The 17,971-nt window shown below is 64.5% G+C and carries 15 protein-coding genes; 6 read left to right on the forward strand and 9 right to left on the reverse strand.

Going from position 1 to position 17,971, the window contains the following annotated elements:
- Window position 1: 1 nt before the first annotated feature.
- The 7 genes from algG to yaaA form a co-directional block, all read right to left on the reverse strand.
- The gene (algG, locus tag CAG41_RS12500) at window positions 2–1,573 is read right to left on the reverse strand and encodes a mannuronan 5-epimerase AlgG (RefSeq protein WP_085631631.1); all 1,572 of its coding nucleotides are present in this window, start codon (window positions 1,571–1,573) and stop codon (window positions 2–4) included.
- Between the two features lie 26 nt (window positions 1,574–1,599).
- A complete protein-coding gene (locus tag CAG41_RS12505; protein WP_085707060.1) occupies window positions 1,600–3,081 on the reverse strand; it encodes an alginate export family protein in 1,482 nt (493 codons plus the stop codon).
- Entirely contained in the window at window positions 3,078–4,583 is a 1,506-nt protein-coding gene (gene algK, locus CAG41_RS12510; protein ID WP_085707061.1) for an alginate biosynthesis TPR repeat lipoprotein AlgK, read from the reverse strand. Before algK ends, CAG41_RS12505 begins: the two co-directional genes overlap by 4 nt.
- Window positions 4,584–4,598: 15 nt before the next feature.
- Window positions 4,599–5,768, reverse strand: coding sequence for an alginate biosynthesis protein Alg44 (locus CAG41_RS12515; protein ID WP_085578780.1), 1,170 nt, complete (start codon window positions 5,766–5,768; stop codon window positions 4,599–4,601).
- Between the two features lie 35 nt (window positions 5,769–5,803).
- On the reverse strand, window positions 5,804–7,285 hold the full coding sequence (gene alg8 / locus CAG41_RS12525; RefSeq protein WP_170929985.1) for a mannuronan synthase: 1,482 nt from the start codon (window positions 7,283–7,285) through the stop codon (window positions 5,804–5,806).
- 65 nt (window positions 7,286–7,350) lie between these two features.
- On the reverse strand, window positions 7,351–8,667 hold the full coding sequence (locus CAG41_RS12530; RefSeq protein WP_085578784.1) for a nucleotide sugar dehydrogenase: 1,317 nt from the start codon (window positions 8,665–8,667) through the stop codon (window positions 7,351–7,353).
- Window positions 8,668–9,475: 808 nt separating this feature from the next.
- Window positions 9,476–10,255, reverse strand: coding sequence for a peroxide stress protein YaaA (gene yaaA, locus CAG41_RS12535; protein WP_085578786.1), 780 nt, complete (start codon window positions 10,253–10,255; stop codon window positions 9,476–9,478).
- A gap of 165 nt (window positions 10,256–10,420) precedes the next feature.
- Between yaaA and CAG41_RS12540 the strand changes: the two genes are divergently transcribed.
- From CAG41_RS12540 to CAG41_RS12565, 6 genes are all read left to right on the forward strand, one after another.
- Entirely contained in the window at window positions 10,421–11,545 is a 1,125-nt protein-coding gene (locus CAG41_RS12540) for a polysaccharide deacetylase family protein (RefSeq protein ID WP_085578788.1), read from the forward strand.
- 351 nt (window positions 11,546–11,896) lie between these two features.
- Window positions 11,897–13,291, forward strand: a complete 1,395-nt coding sequence (locus CAG41_RS12545; RefSeq protein ID WP_085578790.1) for a PhoH family protein — start codon at window positions 11,897–11,899, stop codon at window positions 13,289–13,291.
- A gap of 320 nt (window positions 13,292–13,611) precedes the next feature.
- A complete protein-coding gene (gene moaC, locus CAG41_RS12550; protein WP_085578792.1) occupies window positions 13,612–14,085 on the forward strand; it encodes a cyclic pyranopterin monophosphate synthase MoaC in 474 nt (157 codons plus the stop codon).
- Complete coding sequence (locus tag CAG41_RS12555) at window positions 14,082–14,324, forward strand: MoaD/ThiS family protein (protein WP_085707062.1); 243 nt, start codon at window positions 14,082–14,084, stop codon at window positions 14,322–14,324. The genes moaC and CAG41_RS12555 overlap by 4 nt, the downstream gene beginning before the upstream one ends.
- Before the next feature lie 3 nt (window positions 14,325–14,327).
- The gene (moaE, locus tag CAG41_RS12560) at window positions 14,328–14,780 is read left to right on the forward strand and encodes a molybdopterin synthase catalytic subunit MoaE (protein WP_085578796.1); all 453 of its coding nucleotides are present in this window, start codon (window positions 14,328–14,330) and stop codon (window positions 14,778–14,780) included.
- A gap of 406 nt (window positions 14,781–15,186) precedes the next feature.
- Window positions 15,187–15,963 carry an ABC transporter substrate-binding protein gene (locus CAG41_RS12565; protein ID WP_085707063.1) on the forward strand — a complete coding sequence of 259 codons (777 nt, stop codon included), beginning with the start codon at window positions 15,187–15,189 and terminating at the stop codon, window positions 15,961–15,963.
- Between the two features lie 126 nt (window positions 15,964–16,089).
- Here CAG41_RS12565 and CAG41_RS12570 read toward each other — a convergent pair whose 3' ends face one another.
- The gene (locus CAG41_RS12570; protein WP_085578800.1) at window positions 16,090–16,731 is read right to left on the reverse strand and encodes a transcriptional regulator; all 642 of its coding nucleotides are present in this window, start codon (window positions 16,729–16,731) and stop codon (window positions 16,090–16,092) included.
- A 93-nt stretch (window positions 16,732–16,824) separates the two neighbouring features.
- Window positions 16,825–17,952 (reverse strand): FAD-binding oxidoreductase, encoded by a 1,128-nt coding sequence (locus CAG41_RS12575; RefSeq protein WP_085638512.1) that lies wholly within the window; start codon window positions 17,950–17,952, stop codon window positions 16,825–16,827.
- Window positions 17,953–17,971 lie beyond the last annotated feature (19 nt).

Below are 17,971 nucleotides of genomic sequence, written 5' to 3' on the forward strand. Positions count from 1 at the left end.
CTCAGTCCCGCAGTTCGGTCTGGCGTTCGACGGGGTCGATCAGCACGGCTTTCTGCTGGCGCACCAGCAGGTCGAGAATTTCGTCCTGGCGCTCGCCCAGGACGCCGTTGAAGCTGATGCCGCTGGATTTGGTCGGCGCCAGCATCGAGACGCGGTACAGCTCTACGCTCAGCGGCGAGTCGATGGCCATCGGGCCGCTGCCGTTGGCCGCCAGTTCGCCGCCGACCACGATCAGCGAGACCTGGGCGTCGAACGGGTCGAGCTTGATGTCGCGGTCGGTGTCGGTCAGATCCTTGATGTGGCCGTAGACGCCGGTCAGGCCGTTGGCCATGGCGACGTTCTCGTACAGGCGGATGTTCACGCTGTTGCGGATGCGGATGCCGTGGCGCTTGTTGCTGATGACCTTGTTGCCCCACAAAAGGTTGTCGGCGGACTCGTAGAGGGTGATGCCGTCGGTGTGGTTGCGGTAGATCTCGTTGTGGGCGATCACGTTGTTCACGCTGTTGCGGTCGATCACCAGCCCCGAGAGGTGGTTGTCGAAGCTCTTGTTGTTGAAGATGAAGCTGTCGTTCACTTCGCGGGAGATGATGATCCCGTGCTTCTTCTTCGTCCCGTGGACGGTGTTCTCGGCGATGACCAGGCCGTGGGAGCGGTCGTGGGGGTCGATGCCGTAGACGATGTTGTCCTTGTAGGTGTTGCCCTTGACCACGAAGTCGCGGGTCTCGTAGCAGTAGAAGCCGTACCACATGTCCGAGAACTCGGAGCCGACGATCCAGCCGGTCGGCTCGGGGCGCTTGAGCACCTTGGCCATGTTCGGCGTGTACTGGGAAATGCTCACGCCGTAGGACTTGCTGTTGGCGTAGCCGAAGCTGGCCATCTTGCTGTTGACGATGTAGGTCTCGGTGCCGCCCCAGGCGAGCAGGAACGGACGGAATTCCTTGGGCGAACGGAAGGTCGCCGGGCCGTTGTCCTTCTCGCGCCAGCCGGTGACCTTGGTGTCACGCACGAACAGCTGGCCGTCGTTGACCAGGAACGAGCCGGCCTCCTGGGACAGGCGCAGCTCCTGGGTCTGGCCGTCGATCTCGAGGATGCCTTTGCGGCCGACGACGATCGGCAGCTTGGCCAGGTACACGCCGGGCGCGGTTTCGCTGAAGTACTGCTTGGGCAGCTTCTGCGCCAGCTCCTTGAGGTTCAGGTAGCCGTCGTCGACGAAGATCGCCTGGGGGATGCCGTGCTGGCGCACCACCCATTCGGCCATCTTGTTGTCGCCGCCGATGAAGTCCTTCAGGGCGTCTTCCTGCATCATCCGGCGCACGCTGACCTTGCCCGGCTTGCTGCGCACGATCTTCGCGGCGGCGGCCTCGGCGGTGTAGCCGGAGAGGTCGGGCAGCTTCGGTTCGGCCAGCTCCAGCGCCTCGGTCGGGGCGCTGCTGACGGTGTAGGTCTTGGCCTGCTGCAGCCCTTTGGCCAGGGTCACCGGCTTCGCCGGCTCGACCGTGGCGAAGGCGCCGGCGCTGGCCAGCAGCAGGGCGCCGGCCAACAGGCCGAGCGGGCCTTTCCTTGAGTTGTTCATGTCGGGCACTCCCTTGGCGGTCCGCATCAGAAGCGCCAGATCACGTCGATGAACGCGCGGTGCATGTACGAATCGACCTGGCTGCCGTAGGCATCGCCGGGCTTGAACACGCCGCCGCGAAAGCGCACCAGCGCCGACGGCTCGTCGATGGACTGGCTCAGCGCCGCCGGCAGCAGGCCTTGCTTGAAGTACTTGGTGACCACCAGATCCATCTCCTGGCCCATGTCCTTCTTGCCGTCGTCCAGCGGCAGGGAGGTGCTGGACAGGATCGCGCCGGTCACGTCGTCGGTGTTGTTCTCGACGGCGTTGATGCCGTTGCTGCCCACCGGCTTGTTGCCGTCCACGCGCCAGAACTTGTGGTAGATCAGGCTGGCGTCGTACTGGTCGTTGAGCATCCAGGAGCCGAACAGGGTGGCGGTCTGCAAGTTGTTCATCTCGCCGCGGAACGCTTCGCCGAAACGGTGCACCCGCGAGCGGGTGCCGGTGAAGTTCGAGCGGTTGCTTTCCAGGCCGTTCTGTTCGTAGTCGGCGCTGGCGCGGGCATAGGCGGCGCCGACCTGCCATTGCGGGTCGAGGCGCAGGCGCACGCCAAGGTCGGTGGCCCAGCCGTTGACGCTGTCGCTGCGCTTGGCCTCGGCCGGGCGGCTGCCGTCGGCGTTGAGCGGGTTGACCTTGTCGCGGTCGCCGCTCATGCCGGTGATGCTGCCCCAGTAGTTGACCGTGTTGGTGTTGCGCCAGTTGTAGGCGTCGCTGTCGGCGGTCAGGCCGAGCCAGCTGATGTCGCCGTTCTCGGTCTTGTCCAGGGTGTCGCGGGGCACGCCCGGCTCGGCGTAGTCGAGCTTGCCGTTGTCGTGGGTGTGGTGGCCGCGGATGCCGACCCACTGGCCCGGCGTCCACTGGTAGGCGGCGTCGGCGTAGGCGTGCAGGCGGTCCTTGTCCTTGGGCGCCAGTTCCTTGAGGTCGGTGCGGTATTCGCTGAAGCGTTCGGCGACGCCGGCGTTGGCCCGCAGCAGGGTGGTGTCGAACGTCCAGTTCAGCGCCTCGATGTTGGTGTCGCGCCATTGGCCGTCGTCGTTGCGCAGGCGCTGGCGGCCGAACTTGAGGATCTCGCCGGGGTAGGGCGTGAAGCCGCTGTAGCCGACCCAGAACTCGCGCATGGCCAGGTAGTTCTTCTTGGTCTGGCGGTCGCCGCTGTCGGTGGCCTGGGCGCCGTCGGACTGCTGCAGGGTGTCGGTCTCGATGATGTCGGTGGAGGTCACGGCCTGGCCCATGGCGTAGGCGCTCCACGCGCCGCTCTCGCCGTAGACCCACGGGCGCAGGTCGAGGCCGACGCCGTTGACGTCGCCGCCGCGGGCGGTGCCCAGGTCGCGGTCGTCTTCGGATTGGCCGGTGATCTTCACTTCCAGGCCGAAACTCTTGGTTTCGGTGATCGCGGCCAGCGTCGGGCACGACCAGATCAGGGCGAAGGACAGGCCGATGCCGGCCTTCACGAATGGATTCAACTTCATAGGGATTCCTCGCCTTCTTCTTCTGGCAGGGCATGCAGCGGCAGCGCATTGCGGTTCAGGGCGCCGCGGCTGGCCTGTTCCTGTTGCAGCAGGCGCTGGGCCTGAGCCAGGCGTTCGGGGGGCAGCTGCGCGGCGAGGGTGGTCGCCAGCTCATCGGCCTGCGGGGTGTTCTGGGCCTTGGCCAACTGACTGAACACGTAGGCGTTGACCGGGTCGGGCCGGGTGCCCTTGCCTTGGGAGAACAGTTGGGCGATGGCGAAGTCGGCGCTGTTCTGGCCGTTGCGCGCAGCGGTCAGCAGGTGGTCGAGGGCCTTCTGCGGATAGACCTTGCCCAGGTAGCCACGGCGGTAGATCTGGCCGAGGTAGTAGTCGGCCGCCACTTCGCGGCCGACGGCCTTCTCGAAGTGCTGCTCGGCGACCTTCGCGTCGGCCGGCACCAGTTTGCCTTCGTAGTAGAGCTTGCCCAGCAGCAGTTCGGCGCGGGGTTGGTCGGCGGCACGGCCGTTGTCCAGGTACTTCATCATCTGGTCGGTGTCGCCCAGTTCCGGGAAGTCGTAGAGCAATTGCGCCAACGTGACCCACGATGCCGGATAGCCCGGCGCGATGGGTTCGAGCAGCGCTTGCGCGGTCTTCTCGTCGGTCTTGCCCAGGGTCGGGTCGGCCAGCACCCGGGCGACAGAATCGACCCGTTGCGCGCTGACGGTGCCGCGGCCGTGGCCGGCCTGCAACTGCTTGATCAGCTCGGCCTGTTGCTCTGGCTGTGCACGTTTCTGATAGACCGTGGCCAGTTCGACGTAGCAGATGTCGGTGGTGTGGAGCGCGGCCTTGCAGATCTTTTCCACGTCATCCAGGTGCTGGTCGTAGGTGCCCTGGGTGCGATAGAGCAGCACCTGGGCCAGGCCCGCTTCCGGGTAGCCGGACTGGCGCCATTGATCGATCTGCTGCTGGGCGTCGATGTTCGGGAAACTGTGTGGGTATTGCAGATACAGCATCGCCAGCGGGATCAAGGTATTGCCTTCGCCTTGGGCGGCGGCTTTCTTCAGCAGGCTTTCGGCCTCCTGGTGCTCGGCTTCGGTGGCGCCGGGCTTGGCCACCAGCAAGCGGCCGAGGCGCGCCTGGGCCCGCGGCGACACGCTGGCCGCGGCGCGGTAGGTGGCTTCGGCCTGTTTCATCTGCTCGGGGTCGCGGCTGTCGACCTGAATGTCGGCAAGGCCCACTTGCGCCTCGCTGTAGCCCAGGTCCGCCAGCGCCCGGTAGTTCTGCGCGGCGGTCGCGGTGTCGCCGCGCTTGAGGGCTTCGTTGGCCAGGCGCTGGTCGGGCAGGCCGGTGCAACCGGCCAGGGAGACCGCCAGCGCCAGCGAGCACACCATCAGGCCCTTGTGGGAGCCAGCCTGCTGGCGATGCGGGCGGCTCGGTGCATCAGGCAGACCGCGTTGATGCAATCGCTGGCAAGCCAGCTCCCACAGGGACTGCGGCGTGTTCGGGAGAGTTGGAGTGGTCACAGGCGTGTCCTCGACTTAAAGGCCGTGGGCCATGGCTTTGTCGATCAGCCAGTTCAGGTTCGGGCCGCGGTCGCTGTTCACTTCCACCGGGCGGCCGGCGAAGGTGCTGTCCAGCGGCTCGTCCGGCTGGATCTGCACGCGGATGTCCGAGGACAGGTCTTCGCTCTTGAGGCTGGCGCTGCGCACGATCTTGCCGCTGCGGACCTTGTCGTCGCCGGCGATCTGGAAGCTCACCGGGGTGCCCGGACGCACGTCGCCGAACTGGCGGTAGGAGAAGCGCGCATCGACGGTGGCCTGGGTGTTGCGCGGCACCAGTTCGAAGATCACGTCGCCTTTGCTGGCGTACTGACCGTCGGCCACCAGTTGCCGCGCCACGGTGCAGTCGCACGGCGAGGTGAGGGTGCCGGTCATCTGCTTGCCGAACAGTTCTTCCACCTTGGCCGGCTGCAGTTGGTCTTCGTCCAGGTGGCCTTTGAGCACGTCGAGCATGCTGGTGCTGAAGGTCGCCAGCGGCGCGCCCTTGGCGGCGACGCCGTCGGATTTCACCAGGCTCTGCACGGTGCCGTCGCGGGGCATGGTGATGTTCATGGCCGGCACGCTGACCAGGCCGGCCTGGGCGTGGCTGACGAAGTACATGCCGTACACCGATTTGGCGACGAAGCCGAACGCCGCCAGGCCGACGACGAACACGCCGAGGCTGAAGGTCACCGCCTTCAGGCGCCCGAACGGGGTCATGCCGTGGCCGCCGTCCTTGGTCTTGCGTGCCTTGGTGAAGTTGTCGCGCTGCAGGGTCGCCAGCACTTCGCCGATGCTGACGATGTCGCCGGCCAGGTGCGAGGTGATCAGGTGACGCAGGGTGGCGATGTCCCGCGGCTCCAGGTTCTGGAACTGGCAGCCGGTGCGGCCGGTCTGGCGGTCGTGGGAGCGCACCTGCATCTCGACGTCCATCGCCAGGCCGAGGTTGTCGATGACGAACTGCAGGCGCGCCTTGTGCACGTCGCCGACCTTGAGCGGCAACTGACCGGCGTTGAACGCCAGGCCGCCGGCCGACAGGTCGATGACCCGCGCCTCGACCGGTGTGCGGTCGGGGCCGAAGAAGCGCAGCTTGGCCGGGATCTTCACCCGCGCATGCTGGCGCTGGGCTTCGGATTCATGGACTACGTTGACGTTGACGGCGGTATTCATGGGAGCGGTTTCCTTGTTAATCCAAGAGAGGCGGGTCAGACCATCATCAGCAGCACGGCGACGAAAATGCTGCCGGCGGAGAAGGTCATGGTCCGAGACGACCAGGTGTTGAACCAACGTTGAAAGCTGGCGAGGTCACGGGACAGCGAAGTGGGTTGGCGGGTCCAGGACTGTTGGTCGAGGCGGAAGAACACGTAGATCTTCACCAGCGCGCCGACGATCTGGTTGTAATAGAGGATCGCGGGGTAGGCCGGGCCGATTCGGTGGCCGGAGCACGACAGCAGCAGGGTCAGGATCAGGCGGGTGATGCCGATCCACAGCAGGTACACGAGGATGAACGCGGTGCCGTACTTGACGCTGGCGATGACCGCCACGGTCAGGCCCAGCAGGGACGTCCACATCGACACGCGCTGGTCGAACAGCACCACCGAGGTGAAGAGCCCCAGGCGGCGGATGCCCAGTCCGAGGGCGCGGGAGTTCTGCCGCAGGTTGTTGCCGTACCAGCGGAACATCAGTTTGCGGCTGGCCTTGATGAAGCTCTTCTCCGGCGGATGCTCGACGGTGTTGATCGCCGCGTCCGGCACGTAGAAGGTGTCGTAGCCCAGGCGCATCAGGCTGAACCAGCTCGACTTGTCGTCGCCGGTGAGGAACTTGAAGCGGCCCAGGCGCCAGTGCTGCAGCGAGTCGCTCTCGACGTCGGCGATGAACTCCGGGTTGGTGACCACGCTGGCGCGGAACACCGACATGCGCCCGGTCATGGTCAGCACGCGCTTGGACAGGGCCATCGAGCACATGTTGATGTGGCGTTGGGCGAAGCGCAGCTTGTGCCATTCGCTCATGATGTAGCCGCCGCGCACTTCGCAGAATTCGTTGGTGGTCAGGCCGCCGACGTTGCCGAACAGCTGGAACCACGGCACGGTCTTGCGCACCACGCCTTCGCCCAGCACGGTGTCGCCGTCGATCACGGCCACCACGGCGCGGTCGTCCGGCAGGTGGCGGGAGATCGCACGGAAACCGTAGGCCAGGCCGTCGCGCTTGCCGGTGCCGGGGATACGCACGAAGTCGAGCTTGACCCGCTCCGGCGGGTTCATCCGCGCCCACAGGCTCTTGACCAGCAGTTCATCGGACATCTCGACGATGGAGCAGACCACGGTGGTCGGCAGGCCGCAGTCGATGGCCTCGCGGATCACCGAGCCGTAGACCTGGGCGGTGGTCAGCGCGTCGATGCGGAAGCTGGTGACCATCAGGAACACGTGGGACGGATCGGCCGCCTCGCCCAGCTTGCGCACCTTGCGCCGCAGGTGCGGGTAGACGATGTACAGGAAAATCATGCCGCGCACGAAGTGGGTGGCGCCCATCGAATAGCGCCAGATGCCCACGGCGCCGATCAGGAAAATGAAGTCCTTCGACTCGGCGTCGAACGTGGACACGGGCAGCATCAGGGCCAGGCCCATCAGCAGGCCCAGAAACAAAAGCCAACCGGCCGCTTGCAGAAAAAAATGATTGAGCTTGGACATGACCGTCATTCATCCGAAGGTGAAGGAGGCTCCGGGCCGCAGGCGGCCCGGAGCTTGGGGCTGCCTTACCAGCAGATGCCTTCGGTGCGGCTGCCGGCGCGGGTGGCCCGGGACATGAAGCCCACCAGGTCGATGACCTGCTTGCCGTCCGGCACCTGTTGGGCCAGGGAACGGAATTTCTCGTCGCGGTTGCCCAGGATGATCACGTCGGAGTTGTCGATCACCGAGTCGAAGTCCGCGTTGAGCAGGGACGACACATGGGGGATCTTCGACTCGATGTAGTCCTTGTTCGCGCCGTGGACGCGGGCGTACTCGACGTTGCTGTCGTAGATGCTCAGGTCGTAGCCCTTGCCGATCAGCATCTCGGCCAGCTCCACCAGCGGGCTTTCGCGCAGGTCGTCGGTGCCGGCCTTGAAGCTCAGGCCGAGCAGGGCGACCTTGCGCTTGTCGTGGCTTTCGACGATGTCGAAGGCGTTCTGCACCTGGGATTCGTTGCTGCGCATCAGCGAGTTGAGCAGCGGCGCCTCCACGTCCAGGGAGCCGGCGCGGTAGGTCAGGGCGCGCACGTCCTTGGGCAGGCACGAGCCGCCGAAGGCGAAGCCCGGACGCATGTAGTACTGGGACAGGTTGAGGGTCTTGTCCTGGCAGACCACGTCCATCACCTCACGGCCGTCGACGCCGACGGCCTTGGCGATGTTGCCGATCTCGTTGGCGAAGGTCACCTTGGTGGCGTGCCAGACGTTGCAGGTGTACTTGATCATCTCGGCGACGGCGATGTCCTTGCGGATGATCGGCGCGTCGAGCTCTTCGTACAGCGATTGCAGGACGTCGCCCGACGCGGCGTCGAACTCGCCGATGACGGTCATCGGCGGGAAGTCGTAGTCCTTGATCGCGGTGCTCTCGCGCAGGAACTCGGGGTTGACCGCCACGCCGAAATCGACGCCGGCCTTCTTGCCGGAGCAGTCTTCGAGGATCGGGATCACCACGTTGGCGACGGTGCCCGGCAGCACGGTGCTGCGCACCACGATGGTGTGGCGGGTGGACTTCTCGCGCAGCACGAAACCGATTTCGCGGCACACCGCCTCGATGTAGTTCAGTTCCAGGTCGCCGTTCTTCTTGCTCGGCGTGCCGACGCAGATCATCGACAGGTCGGTGGCGCGGATCGCCTCGGCGAAGTCGGTGGTGCCGCGCAGGCGGCCGGTCTGGATGCCCTGCGCCAGCAGTTCGCCCAGGCCCGGTTCGACGATGGGGGATTTGCCGGCGTTGATCATGTCGATCTTGTCTTTGGCGACATCGACGCCCACCACGTCGTGGCCCCGTGCAGACAGGCAACCGGCACATACGGCGCCGACGTAACCCAAACCAAAAATGCTGATGCGCATCGCAATTACCTCTGTGTTTTATCAAGCCATTAGATGGCCGGAGTTAATGGTTCCAGCGGTCATGGTGCACTCGAAAGTGCGTCTTGCAGGCACGACAATGCCGTGTTCCGGCAATGTAAGTTTCGAGTGGCTAAATAAGTGCACTCAAGTTGTGCGCAACTAGGCCTTATTGTTGTGACTTGCCCCGACAGGCGGCATGACCTTCGTCCGAAGGAGGGCCGCTCAGTCGACATGCCTGCACGATGTCAGGCCAACTGCCCGCAATCCGGGCGGTTCAGCGCTCTGGTGAGCGCGGTGGCAGGGGCGCAGCCTCGGCCTTGCAGGGAATGTTCAGGGTGCGTATTTCCCGTCTTTGATCTTTGCCTAAACAAGTGAAGTCGCTGTGAAAGTTACTGTGGCAACTTGGTTACAGCGATCGTTCATCTGCGTAAGTTATCTCGTACAGAATCGGCGAGAATCGTTACCGGTGGTATGAGCTACGCATCAGGACGAAGTTCCGGCCCGTTCATCCCGAAATCTGAAATTTCTTGAAATATTGAAAAAGATGGCACTGCTTTCATATTGATAGCACTTTCCATTTCGCCCTTTATATATAGGCGGATAATCGCGGGGGATGGTTTTGTGCCATTACTTTGAAAAAAAGTGCGTGCCACTACTGAAAAAAATGACACCTGTCGAGTGAAACAAACGTTAGGGAGAGGGGCGATGTTTTTATGGCGCCAATGAAATGGCGAAAAAAGGCGGGGGATTTTTGACGTCGTGCGCGGTGCACGACGTCTTCAATAAAGAGTCGTGCACCGCGCATGCTTCATTCGGGGGCGTGGTCGCGCAGGAACACCAGATTGTCCGGTTTCGACTGTTCGGCGCTGTAGCGGTAACCCTGGACATCGAACTGCTTCAGGGCACCGGGATCGTTGATGCGTTCCTGGATCACGAAGCGGCTCATCAGGCCTCGGGCCTTCTTGGCGTAGAAGCTGATGATCTTGTACTGGCCGTTCTTCAGGTCCTTGAACTCGGTGTTGATGATCCGCGCGTTCAGGGCAGAGCGCTTGACCGCCGAGAAGTACTCGTTGGACGCCAGGTTGAGCAGCACGTCGTCGCCCTGGTCGGCCAGCGCTTCGTTGAGCCACTCGCTGATGCGCGTGCCCCAGAAGGCGTAAAGGTCCTTGCCCCGGGCGTTGGCCAGCTTGGTGCCCATCTCCAGCCGGTACGGCTGCATCAGGTCCAGCGGGCGCAGCAGGCCGTAGAGGCCGGACAGCATGCGCAGATGCCGTTGCGCATAGTCGAAATCGGCTTCGCTGAAGGTCTGGGCGTCGAGCCCGGTGTAGACGTCACCCTTGAACGCCAGCAGCGCCTGCTTGGCGTTGTCCGGGGTGAAGGCCGGCGTCCAGCTGCCGAAGCGCGCGGCGTTGAGGCCGCCGATCTTGTCGGAGACGTGCATCAGCTCGCTGATCTGCGCCGGACTGAGTTCGCGCAGTTGCTGGATCAGCGCCTGGGAATGGTCGAGGTATTGCGGCTGGGTGAAGCGCGAGGTCGCCGGCGGCGTTTCGTAGTCGAGGGTCTTGGCGGGGGAAATCACCATCAGCATGCAGTCGTCTCCTTTGATCGTGGCGGCGATTCTAGGGGGTTGGCCGGGTTGACTCCAGCTATGAGTCCGATAGTTGATCGATGGTTGCCCGCCATCCCACGGGGAACCGCCGCTACCGCCTTATCGGCTATAGTGCCGCGCGGGTTTTGTTATGGAGACATCCCTTTGCGTATCGTTCTATTCCTTTGGGCGTGGCTGTTGAGCCTCGGGGCCCTGGCGGCGCCCGGCGATCCGGCGACGCTGGACCGCAGCACCTGGCCGGAGCAACTGAAGAATCCGACCCTGTTCGACGTGGCCTCGCGGGCGGAGATCCTGACCTTCGCCCGGGGCCTTTTGGCCAGCGAAGCGCTGGACGAGGCCGCGCTGGCCCAGCGCCTGGGGCTGCGCACGGTCAACATGGACGCCGTCAACCGCCTGCGCGAGCGGCTCTGGCAACGGTTGTTCAACGGCTACGACCACGCCCAGCAGAGCTGCGACCAGGACGCCTCGTTCTGCTTCCTGGTCGAAGACGTGCCGACCCTGCGCGAGCAGGCCGGCAAGTTCCAGCTCGGCGAGGAGAGCTACTACATCAAGTGGGCCGAGCCGAGCCGCGCTTTCCATGCCCAGTACCTGGACGAGCTGCTGCGCAAAGCTGCGCTGTTTCCGCAGACCGGCAGCGAGATCGACCGTTTCGGCGACTACGAACGCAACGGCGACGAGATGAACGACCGGCTGTTCCTGCTGAGCTTCGACAGCGCCGCCAACCTGCAGCCGGACAACACCGACTGGCTGGCCGAATACCTGCGCAAGTCGAACCTGAGCGGCACGTTCTTCGTGCTGGGCAAGGATGTCCAGGCGCGGCTGGCGGAGCGTTCGGTCGCCAGCCTGCAAGCGACGTTCTCGCAGCAGTGCGTCGGCGTGCAGGGCTGGGAGTTCCGCTCCCACAGCCACTGGCAGGACTGGCAGGACTCGGTGCGCCGCAGCGCCGACCTGGTCAAAGGCAAGCTGCCGGAAAACTACGTGCCGCTGTTCCGCCCGCCGGACGGTCAGCGGCGCAGCGATGCGCAGGCGTTCTTCAACGCCCAGGGCCTGCAAGTGGCGCTGTGGGACATCGACGCCCAGGACGGCGCCGGCAAGCTCAAGGGCAGCCAGAGCGCGCAGCGGGTGCTGACCCTGATGCTGCTGTGGCGTCACGGGGTGATCAATTTCAACATGAAGCAGGATGCGGTGAAGACGGCGTTGCCGTGGCTCATCACCCAGACCGCGCAAAGTGGCATCGGCTGGGAAGACTGTCAGGACGCGTTTCGCTGACAAGGCACGAAAGCCCCGTAAACATTGGGCGCGGGGAAGAAATTCGAAGGATTTTGCAGCAGGCGGACTTCCGACTCTAACGGGGGGCAGGGCGGTCCGCCAAGGGCTTTTCGTCACTTTGCAAAATAAACTTCAAAAAATCGTCAAAGTGCTTTTTTCTGTCACAGGTTTTGGAGTATTACGAACTCAGACCGCCGAAACCTGCGACACAGGTGGCGTCTCCCAAGACCCATTTGTGTGCAGTTCGTCCGGCCTTCCGATCAAGGGGCGCGCGGACGGGCTCGGCAGTCACTTCGAGGCGCAGCACCGCCCAGGTATTGCGTCGAATGGCTCCCACAAAGGTGACCGAGTATGGATGATCACGGACGTAGCCCTTCTTCCAACCAGCCAATCCTTTATGTACTCGATACCAACGTATTGATTCACGATCCAAACGCCCTCCTGAATTTCGAAGAACACCACGTCGCGATCCCGATGACCGTGCTTGAAGAGCTGGACAAGCTCAAGAGCGGGCATCACAGCGTGGCCGCCGAATGCCGTCAGGCCATCCGGCTGATCGACAAGACCCTGGGGGACGCTTCACCGGAGGACGTTGAACAGGGAGTGCCGATCCAGCGCGGCAAGAGCGGACCCAAGGGCTTGCTGTCGATTCTGATGAGCAAACATGCCGAGCCGAACCTGATTCTGCCGGAGCACCTGAACGACAACAAAATCATCAACCAGTTGATCGACCTGCACACCCGCGACCCGAAGAAACCGGTCGTGCTGGTCACCAAGGACATCAACATGCGCCTCAAGGCGCGGGCCTGCGGGATCGCGGCCGAAGACTACAGCACCGACCAGCTGGTCGACGACGTGTCGCTGCTGCCCAACGGCTACCACAACATGACCGGCTCCTTCTGGGACCGCGTGAGCAAGGTCGAGACCCGCCAGGACCACGGCCGCACCTGGCATCAGGTGCAACTGATCGACAACCTGCCGGCGGTGCACGTCAACGAGTTCATCATCGACGAGCAGGGGTTCGTCGGCTGGATCAAGGAGATCGACGAGGACAAGCTGCTGATCCTCGACCTGCACCAGGAACCGCTGCTGCATCAGGAAGCCTGGGGCCTCAAGCCACGGGACATCTACCAGAGCCTGGCGCTGTACGCGTTGCTCGATCCGGACATCCACCTGGTCAACCTGTCCGGCGCCGCCGGTTCCGGCAAGACCATCCTGGCGCTGGCGGCCGCCATCGAGCAGACCATGGTCAGCAAGCGCTACCGGCGCATCATCGCCACCCGCAGCGTGCAGGGGCTGGACCAGGAGATCGGCTTTCTGCCGGGCACCGAAGCGGAAAAGATGGAGCCTTGGCTGGGCGCCATCACCGACAACCTCGAAGCCTTGCACATGGATGACGAAAGCACCCACGGCAGCGTCGACTACATCCTCAGCAAGGTGCCGCTGCAGTTCAAGTCGCTCAACTACATCCGGGGGCGCAGCTTCCAGCAGAGCCTGATCCTGATCGACGAATGCCAGAACCTCACGCCGCACCAGATGAAGACCATCATCACCCGGGCCGGCGCCGGCTCCAAAGTGGTGTGCCTGGGCAACCTGGCGCAGATCGACACCCCTTACCTGTCCGCGACCAGCTCCGGGCTGACCTACCTGACCGAACGCTTCAAGGACTTCCCCAACGGTGTGCACATCACCCTGCAAGGGGTGCCTCGCTCGATTCTGGCCGAATACGCCGAATCGCATCTGTAACCTTCCCCCGCAGCGGGCGGCCTCCGGGCCGTCCGCTTCTTCATGGCTCGGCGGGGTCTTCGCGAAGGCCATCGCCAGCAGGCTGGCTCCGACAGTGTTTGCCCGCTGGAATGCCGTCTCGTCGACCGCTGCAGAACCCTGTGGGAGCGGGCTTGCCCGCGAAGGCGTCAGGTCAGGCGACATCGAGTTTGACTGAGCCGGCGTCTGCGCAGGCAAATCGCACCGCCGCTCCCACAGTGATTTGTGCGAGGGCTGTCATCGCGCTCGCGGAAAATTGACCCTCAGGTTTACAATCGACGCTCCTGATCAGGAGTATTCCCGTGCTGACCCATCTCGATTCCCAAGGCCGCGCCAACATGGTCGACGTCACCGACAAGGCCGTGACGTTCCGCGAGGCGACGGCCCAAGCGCTGGTGCGCATGCTGCCCGACACGCTGCGGATGATCGTCAGCGGCGGCCACCCCAAGGGCGACGTGTTCGCCGTGGCGCGCATCGCCGGCATCCAGGCGGCGAAGAAGACCAGCGATCTGATCCCGCTGTGCCATCCGCTGATGCTGACCGGCGTGAAGGTCGAACTCAGCGCCGAAGGCGACGATACCGTGCGCATCGAAGCCCGCTGCAAGCTGTCGGGCCAGACCGGCGTCGAGATGGAGGCGCTGACCGCCGCCAGCGTCGCCGCGCTGACGATCTACGACATGTGCAAGGCCGTGGACCGCGGCATGACCATCGAAAGCGTGCGCCTGCTGGAAAAGCTCGGCGGCAAGAGCGGCCACTACCGGGCGGAGCAGCCATGAACCTGACCGTGAAGTTTTTTGCCCGCTACCGCGAAGCGGTCGGCGAGGACTCGATCAGGGTCGAGGGCGACTTCGGCACCGTCGATGACGTGCGGGCACTGCTGGCCCGGCGCGACGGCTTCGAGGTGCTGGGCGAACAGAACCTGATGTGCGCGCGCAACGAAGACCTCTGCCTGCTCGACGAGCCGGTGGCCGAGGGCGACGAAGTGGCGTTCTTCCCTACCGTGACCGGAGGCTGAGCCATGGGCATCCGTGTGCAGTGCGAACCGTTCGACCCGGGCGCCGAAGTCAACGCGATGCATGCAGCCAACGTCGGCGTCGGTGCGGTGGTGAGCTTCGTCGGCTACGTGCGTGACTTCAACGACGGGCTCGACGTGGCCGGGATGTTCCTGGAGCACTATCCGGGCATGACCGAAAAGGCCCTGGCCAAGATCGCCGACGAGGCCGCGCAGCGCTGGCCGCTGCTGAAGCTTGAGGTGCTGCACCGCATCGGCGCGCTGGAGCCGGGCGAGCCGATCGTGTTCGTCGGCGCCGCCAGCGCCCATCGTCAGGCGGCGTTCGACGCCTGCGCCTTCGTCATGGACTACCTCAAGACCCGCGCCCCGTTCTGGAAAAAAGAAAACACCGCCGAAGGCCCGCGCTGGGTCGAGGGGCGCGCCAGCGACCATGCGGCGGTCGAGCGCTGGAAAAAATAGCTCCGGCGCCGCTCTTCCATCCGCCATCGCAAGCAGGCTCTGGAATGCGTTCCCCTGTGGGAGCTGGCTTGCCAGCGATGGCGGTAGGTCAGGCAACAGAGATGTCGGCAGTGCTGGCCTCATCGCTTGCAGGCAAGCTCCCACAAGGTTTTGTGGTGTGCAGGGATGCTGCGGACAACCGGAATCCTCTGTGGGAGCCAGCCTGCTGGCGATGGCGCCCTGTGCAGCACCCCCCATTACCTCTGATTCACCACCCGACCGCCGGGCGGATGCGACCCCTTCTGCCCGATTGACGCTCTGTACATAAAAGTCCAGTATGGATTCATAAGTACAAAAAAGGCGTTCCCCCCTGTTTCAGCTCTTTCTCCTGTCTTGCCAAACCAACAACAACCGCGAGAGAACGAACATGAAGAAACTCCCCCTCATCACCGGTCTGGCGCTGAGCCTGTTGGCGTGCACCAGCGCGTTCGCCGCCGAGAAGACCTTGCGCATCGGCATCGAGGCCGCCTACCCGCCGTTCGCCTCCAAGACCGACAAGGGCGAGATCGTCGGTTTCGACTACGACATCGGCAATGCGCTGTGCGCGCAGATGCAGGTCAAGTGCGTGTGGGTCGAGGGCGAATTCGACGGCCTGATCCCTTCGCTGAAAGTGAAGAAGATCGACATGGCGCTGTCGTCCATGACCATCAACGAAGACCGCAAGAAGTCGGTGGACTTCACCCACAAGTACTACTTCACCTCCTCGCGGCTGGTGATGAAGGAAGGCGCGGTCGTCGATGACCAGTACGCCAGCCTCAAGGGCAAGACCGTCGGCGTGCAGCGCGCGACCACCACCGACCGCTACGCCACCGAGGTGTTCGAGCCCAAGGGCATCACCGTCAAGCGCTACGGCAACAACGAAGAGATCTACATGGATCTGGCGGCCGGACGCCTCGACGCGATCTTCGCCGACACCATCCCGCTGACCGACTTCCTGTCGATGCCGCGCGGCAAGGGCTATGCGTTCGTCGGGTCGGAGCTCAAGGATCCGAAATACGTGGGCGAGGGCGCGGGGATCGCGGTGCGCAAGGGCAACGCCGAACTGGTCAGTCAGCTGAACAGCGCCATCGACGGCATCCGCGCCAGCGGCGAGTACCAGAAGATTTCCGAGAAGTACTTCAAGTCCGACATCTACGGCGACTGACCGTCCGCCATCGCCAGCAGGCTGGCGCCCACAGGGGATCTGCGGTGTTCGCAGAATCTGGGCTTACCGCAAACCCTGTGGGAGCTTGCCCGCAAGCGATGAGGCCGGCACAGCCACCGCAGGTCTTCAGCCCTTCAGTTCCTTCAGGTGCTTGTACACCGTCGCCCGCCCCATGTTCAGCACATTGGCCACGTAGTTCGAGGCGCTCTTGCCCTTGAACGCGCCTTCGGCGTGCAGGGCCAGCACCAGCTCGCGCTTGTGGTCGCGGGTCAGCACGTTCAGGCTCAGTTGCCGCTCGCGCAGCCAGCTGTGCAGGAAGGTGTTGATCCGCTCCTGCCAGTCGTCGCGAAACAGCGAGTCCGGCTGCGGGATCAGCTTGCTCGGCGACAGGAACAGGTCCAGCGCCGCCTTGGCGTTCTCGAACAGGGAAATGTTCAGGTTGATGCACAGCACCGCCAGCGGCTGGCCCTGGCCGTCCCGCAGCACCGTGCTCAGGCTGCGGATCTTCTGGCCGTCCCAGTTGAGCTTCTCGTACGGGCCGATGTTCCGCTCGCCGGCGTCGTCGCCGAGCATGTCCTCCAGCGCCGAATCGTCGCCGATGTCCCGCTTCGACAGGTTGTTGGCGATGTAGTCGACCTTCTGCGTGCGCAGGTCGTGCAGCACCACTTCGGCGTGGGGGAAGAACAGCGTGGCGATGGCGTCGGCGATGGCGCGGTAGTTGTCCATCGCGGCGTCGTTCGGCACAGGTGAAGGTTCGGGGGCGGTCATGTCAGTGGAGCTCCAGGCAACGTCAACGCCCCCGTGGGCAGGGGGCGCTGCGAGTGTGCCGCAATCCGTCGGGCGCGTCATCCGCACGGCCGGTCAGGCGAGGCGGGCGGGGGACAGCATGGCGGCGGTCAGGCCGAACCGGCCCAGTTGCTCAGGCAACGGCAGGCCGCGCACCAGCGCCGCGCTGGCCTGGCCCATGGCCGGCGAGGTCTGGATGCCGTAGCCGCCCTGGGCCGCGACCCAGAACAGCCCCGGCACCTGCGGGTCGAAACCGGCCAGCAGGTCGCCGTCGGCCACGAAGCTGCGCAGGCCGGCCCAGGTGCGGGTCGGGCGGCGGATGGTCAGGGTGGTGGCTTCCTCGATCTGGTAGATGCCCATGGCGATGTCCAGCTCTTCGGGCTGCACGTCGTGGGGTTCGACGGGGTCGGCGTTGGCCGGCGAGCCGAGGAACATGCCGGCGTCGGGCTTCATGTAGAACGACTCGTCGAGGCTGACCAGCATCGGCCAGTGGTGGATGTCCACGCCTTCGGGGCCGGCGAAGATGAACGCGGCCCGGCGTTTGGGCTGCAGGCCCAGCGGCGCGGCGCCGGCCAGAGCGCCGATCTTGTCGGCCCAGGCCCCGGCGGCGTTGATCACCACGGGGGCGCTGAAGGTTTCGCCTGGGGTCTGCACCTGCCACAGGCCGTCGGCGCCACGGGTGAGGCCCAGCACCTCGCAGTCTGTGTGCACCTGGCCGTTGTTGCGGCGGATGCCGCGCAGGTAGCCCTGGTGCAGGGCGTCGGTGTCGATGTCGCTGGCGGTGGGGTCGTAGAGCGCGCCGTGGACTTTCTCCCGGCGCAGGATCGGCAGCCGCGTGCAGGCCTCGTCGGCGCTGAGCAGTTGCATCTGCGGCACCGTGGCCTTGGCGCTGAGGTATTGGTTGTTCAGTTCGGCGGGGTCGCCGGTGAAGTCCACGGTCATTTCGCCGCGCGGGGTCAGCAGCGGATGCTCGCAGAAGCCGCTTGGCGGGGTGTCGAAGAAGTCACGGCTGGCCAGGGTCAGCGCCCGCACCTGCGGAGTGCCATAGGCGGCGGTGAACAGGGCGGCGGAGCGGCCGGTGGAGTGATAGGCCGGATGCGACTCACGCTCCAGCACGACCACCTTGGCGTGGGGCGACAGCCAGAAACCGGTGGACGCGCCGGCGATGCCGCCGCCGATGATGATGAAGTCTGCCTGGCTCATGAAAGTCTCCAGTATTGAC

Source organism: Pseudomonas sp. B35(2017), assembly GCF_002113645.1.
Lineage (GTDB): Bacteria > Pseudomonadota > Gammaproteobacteria > Pseudomonadales > Pseudomonadaceae > Aquipseudomonas > Aquipseudomonas ekonensis.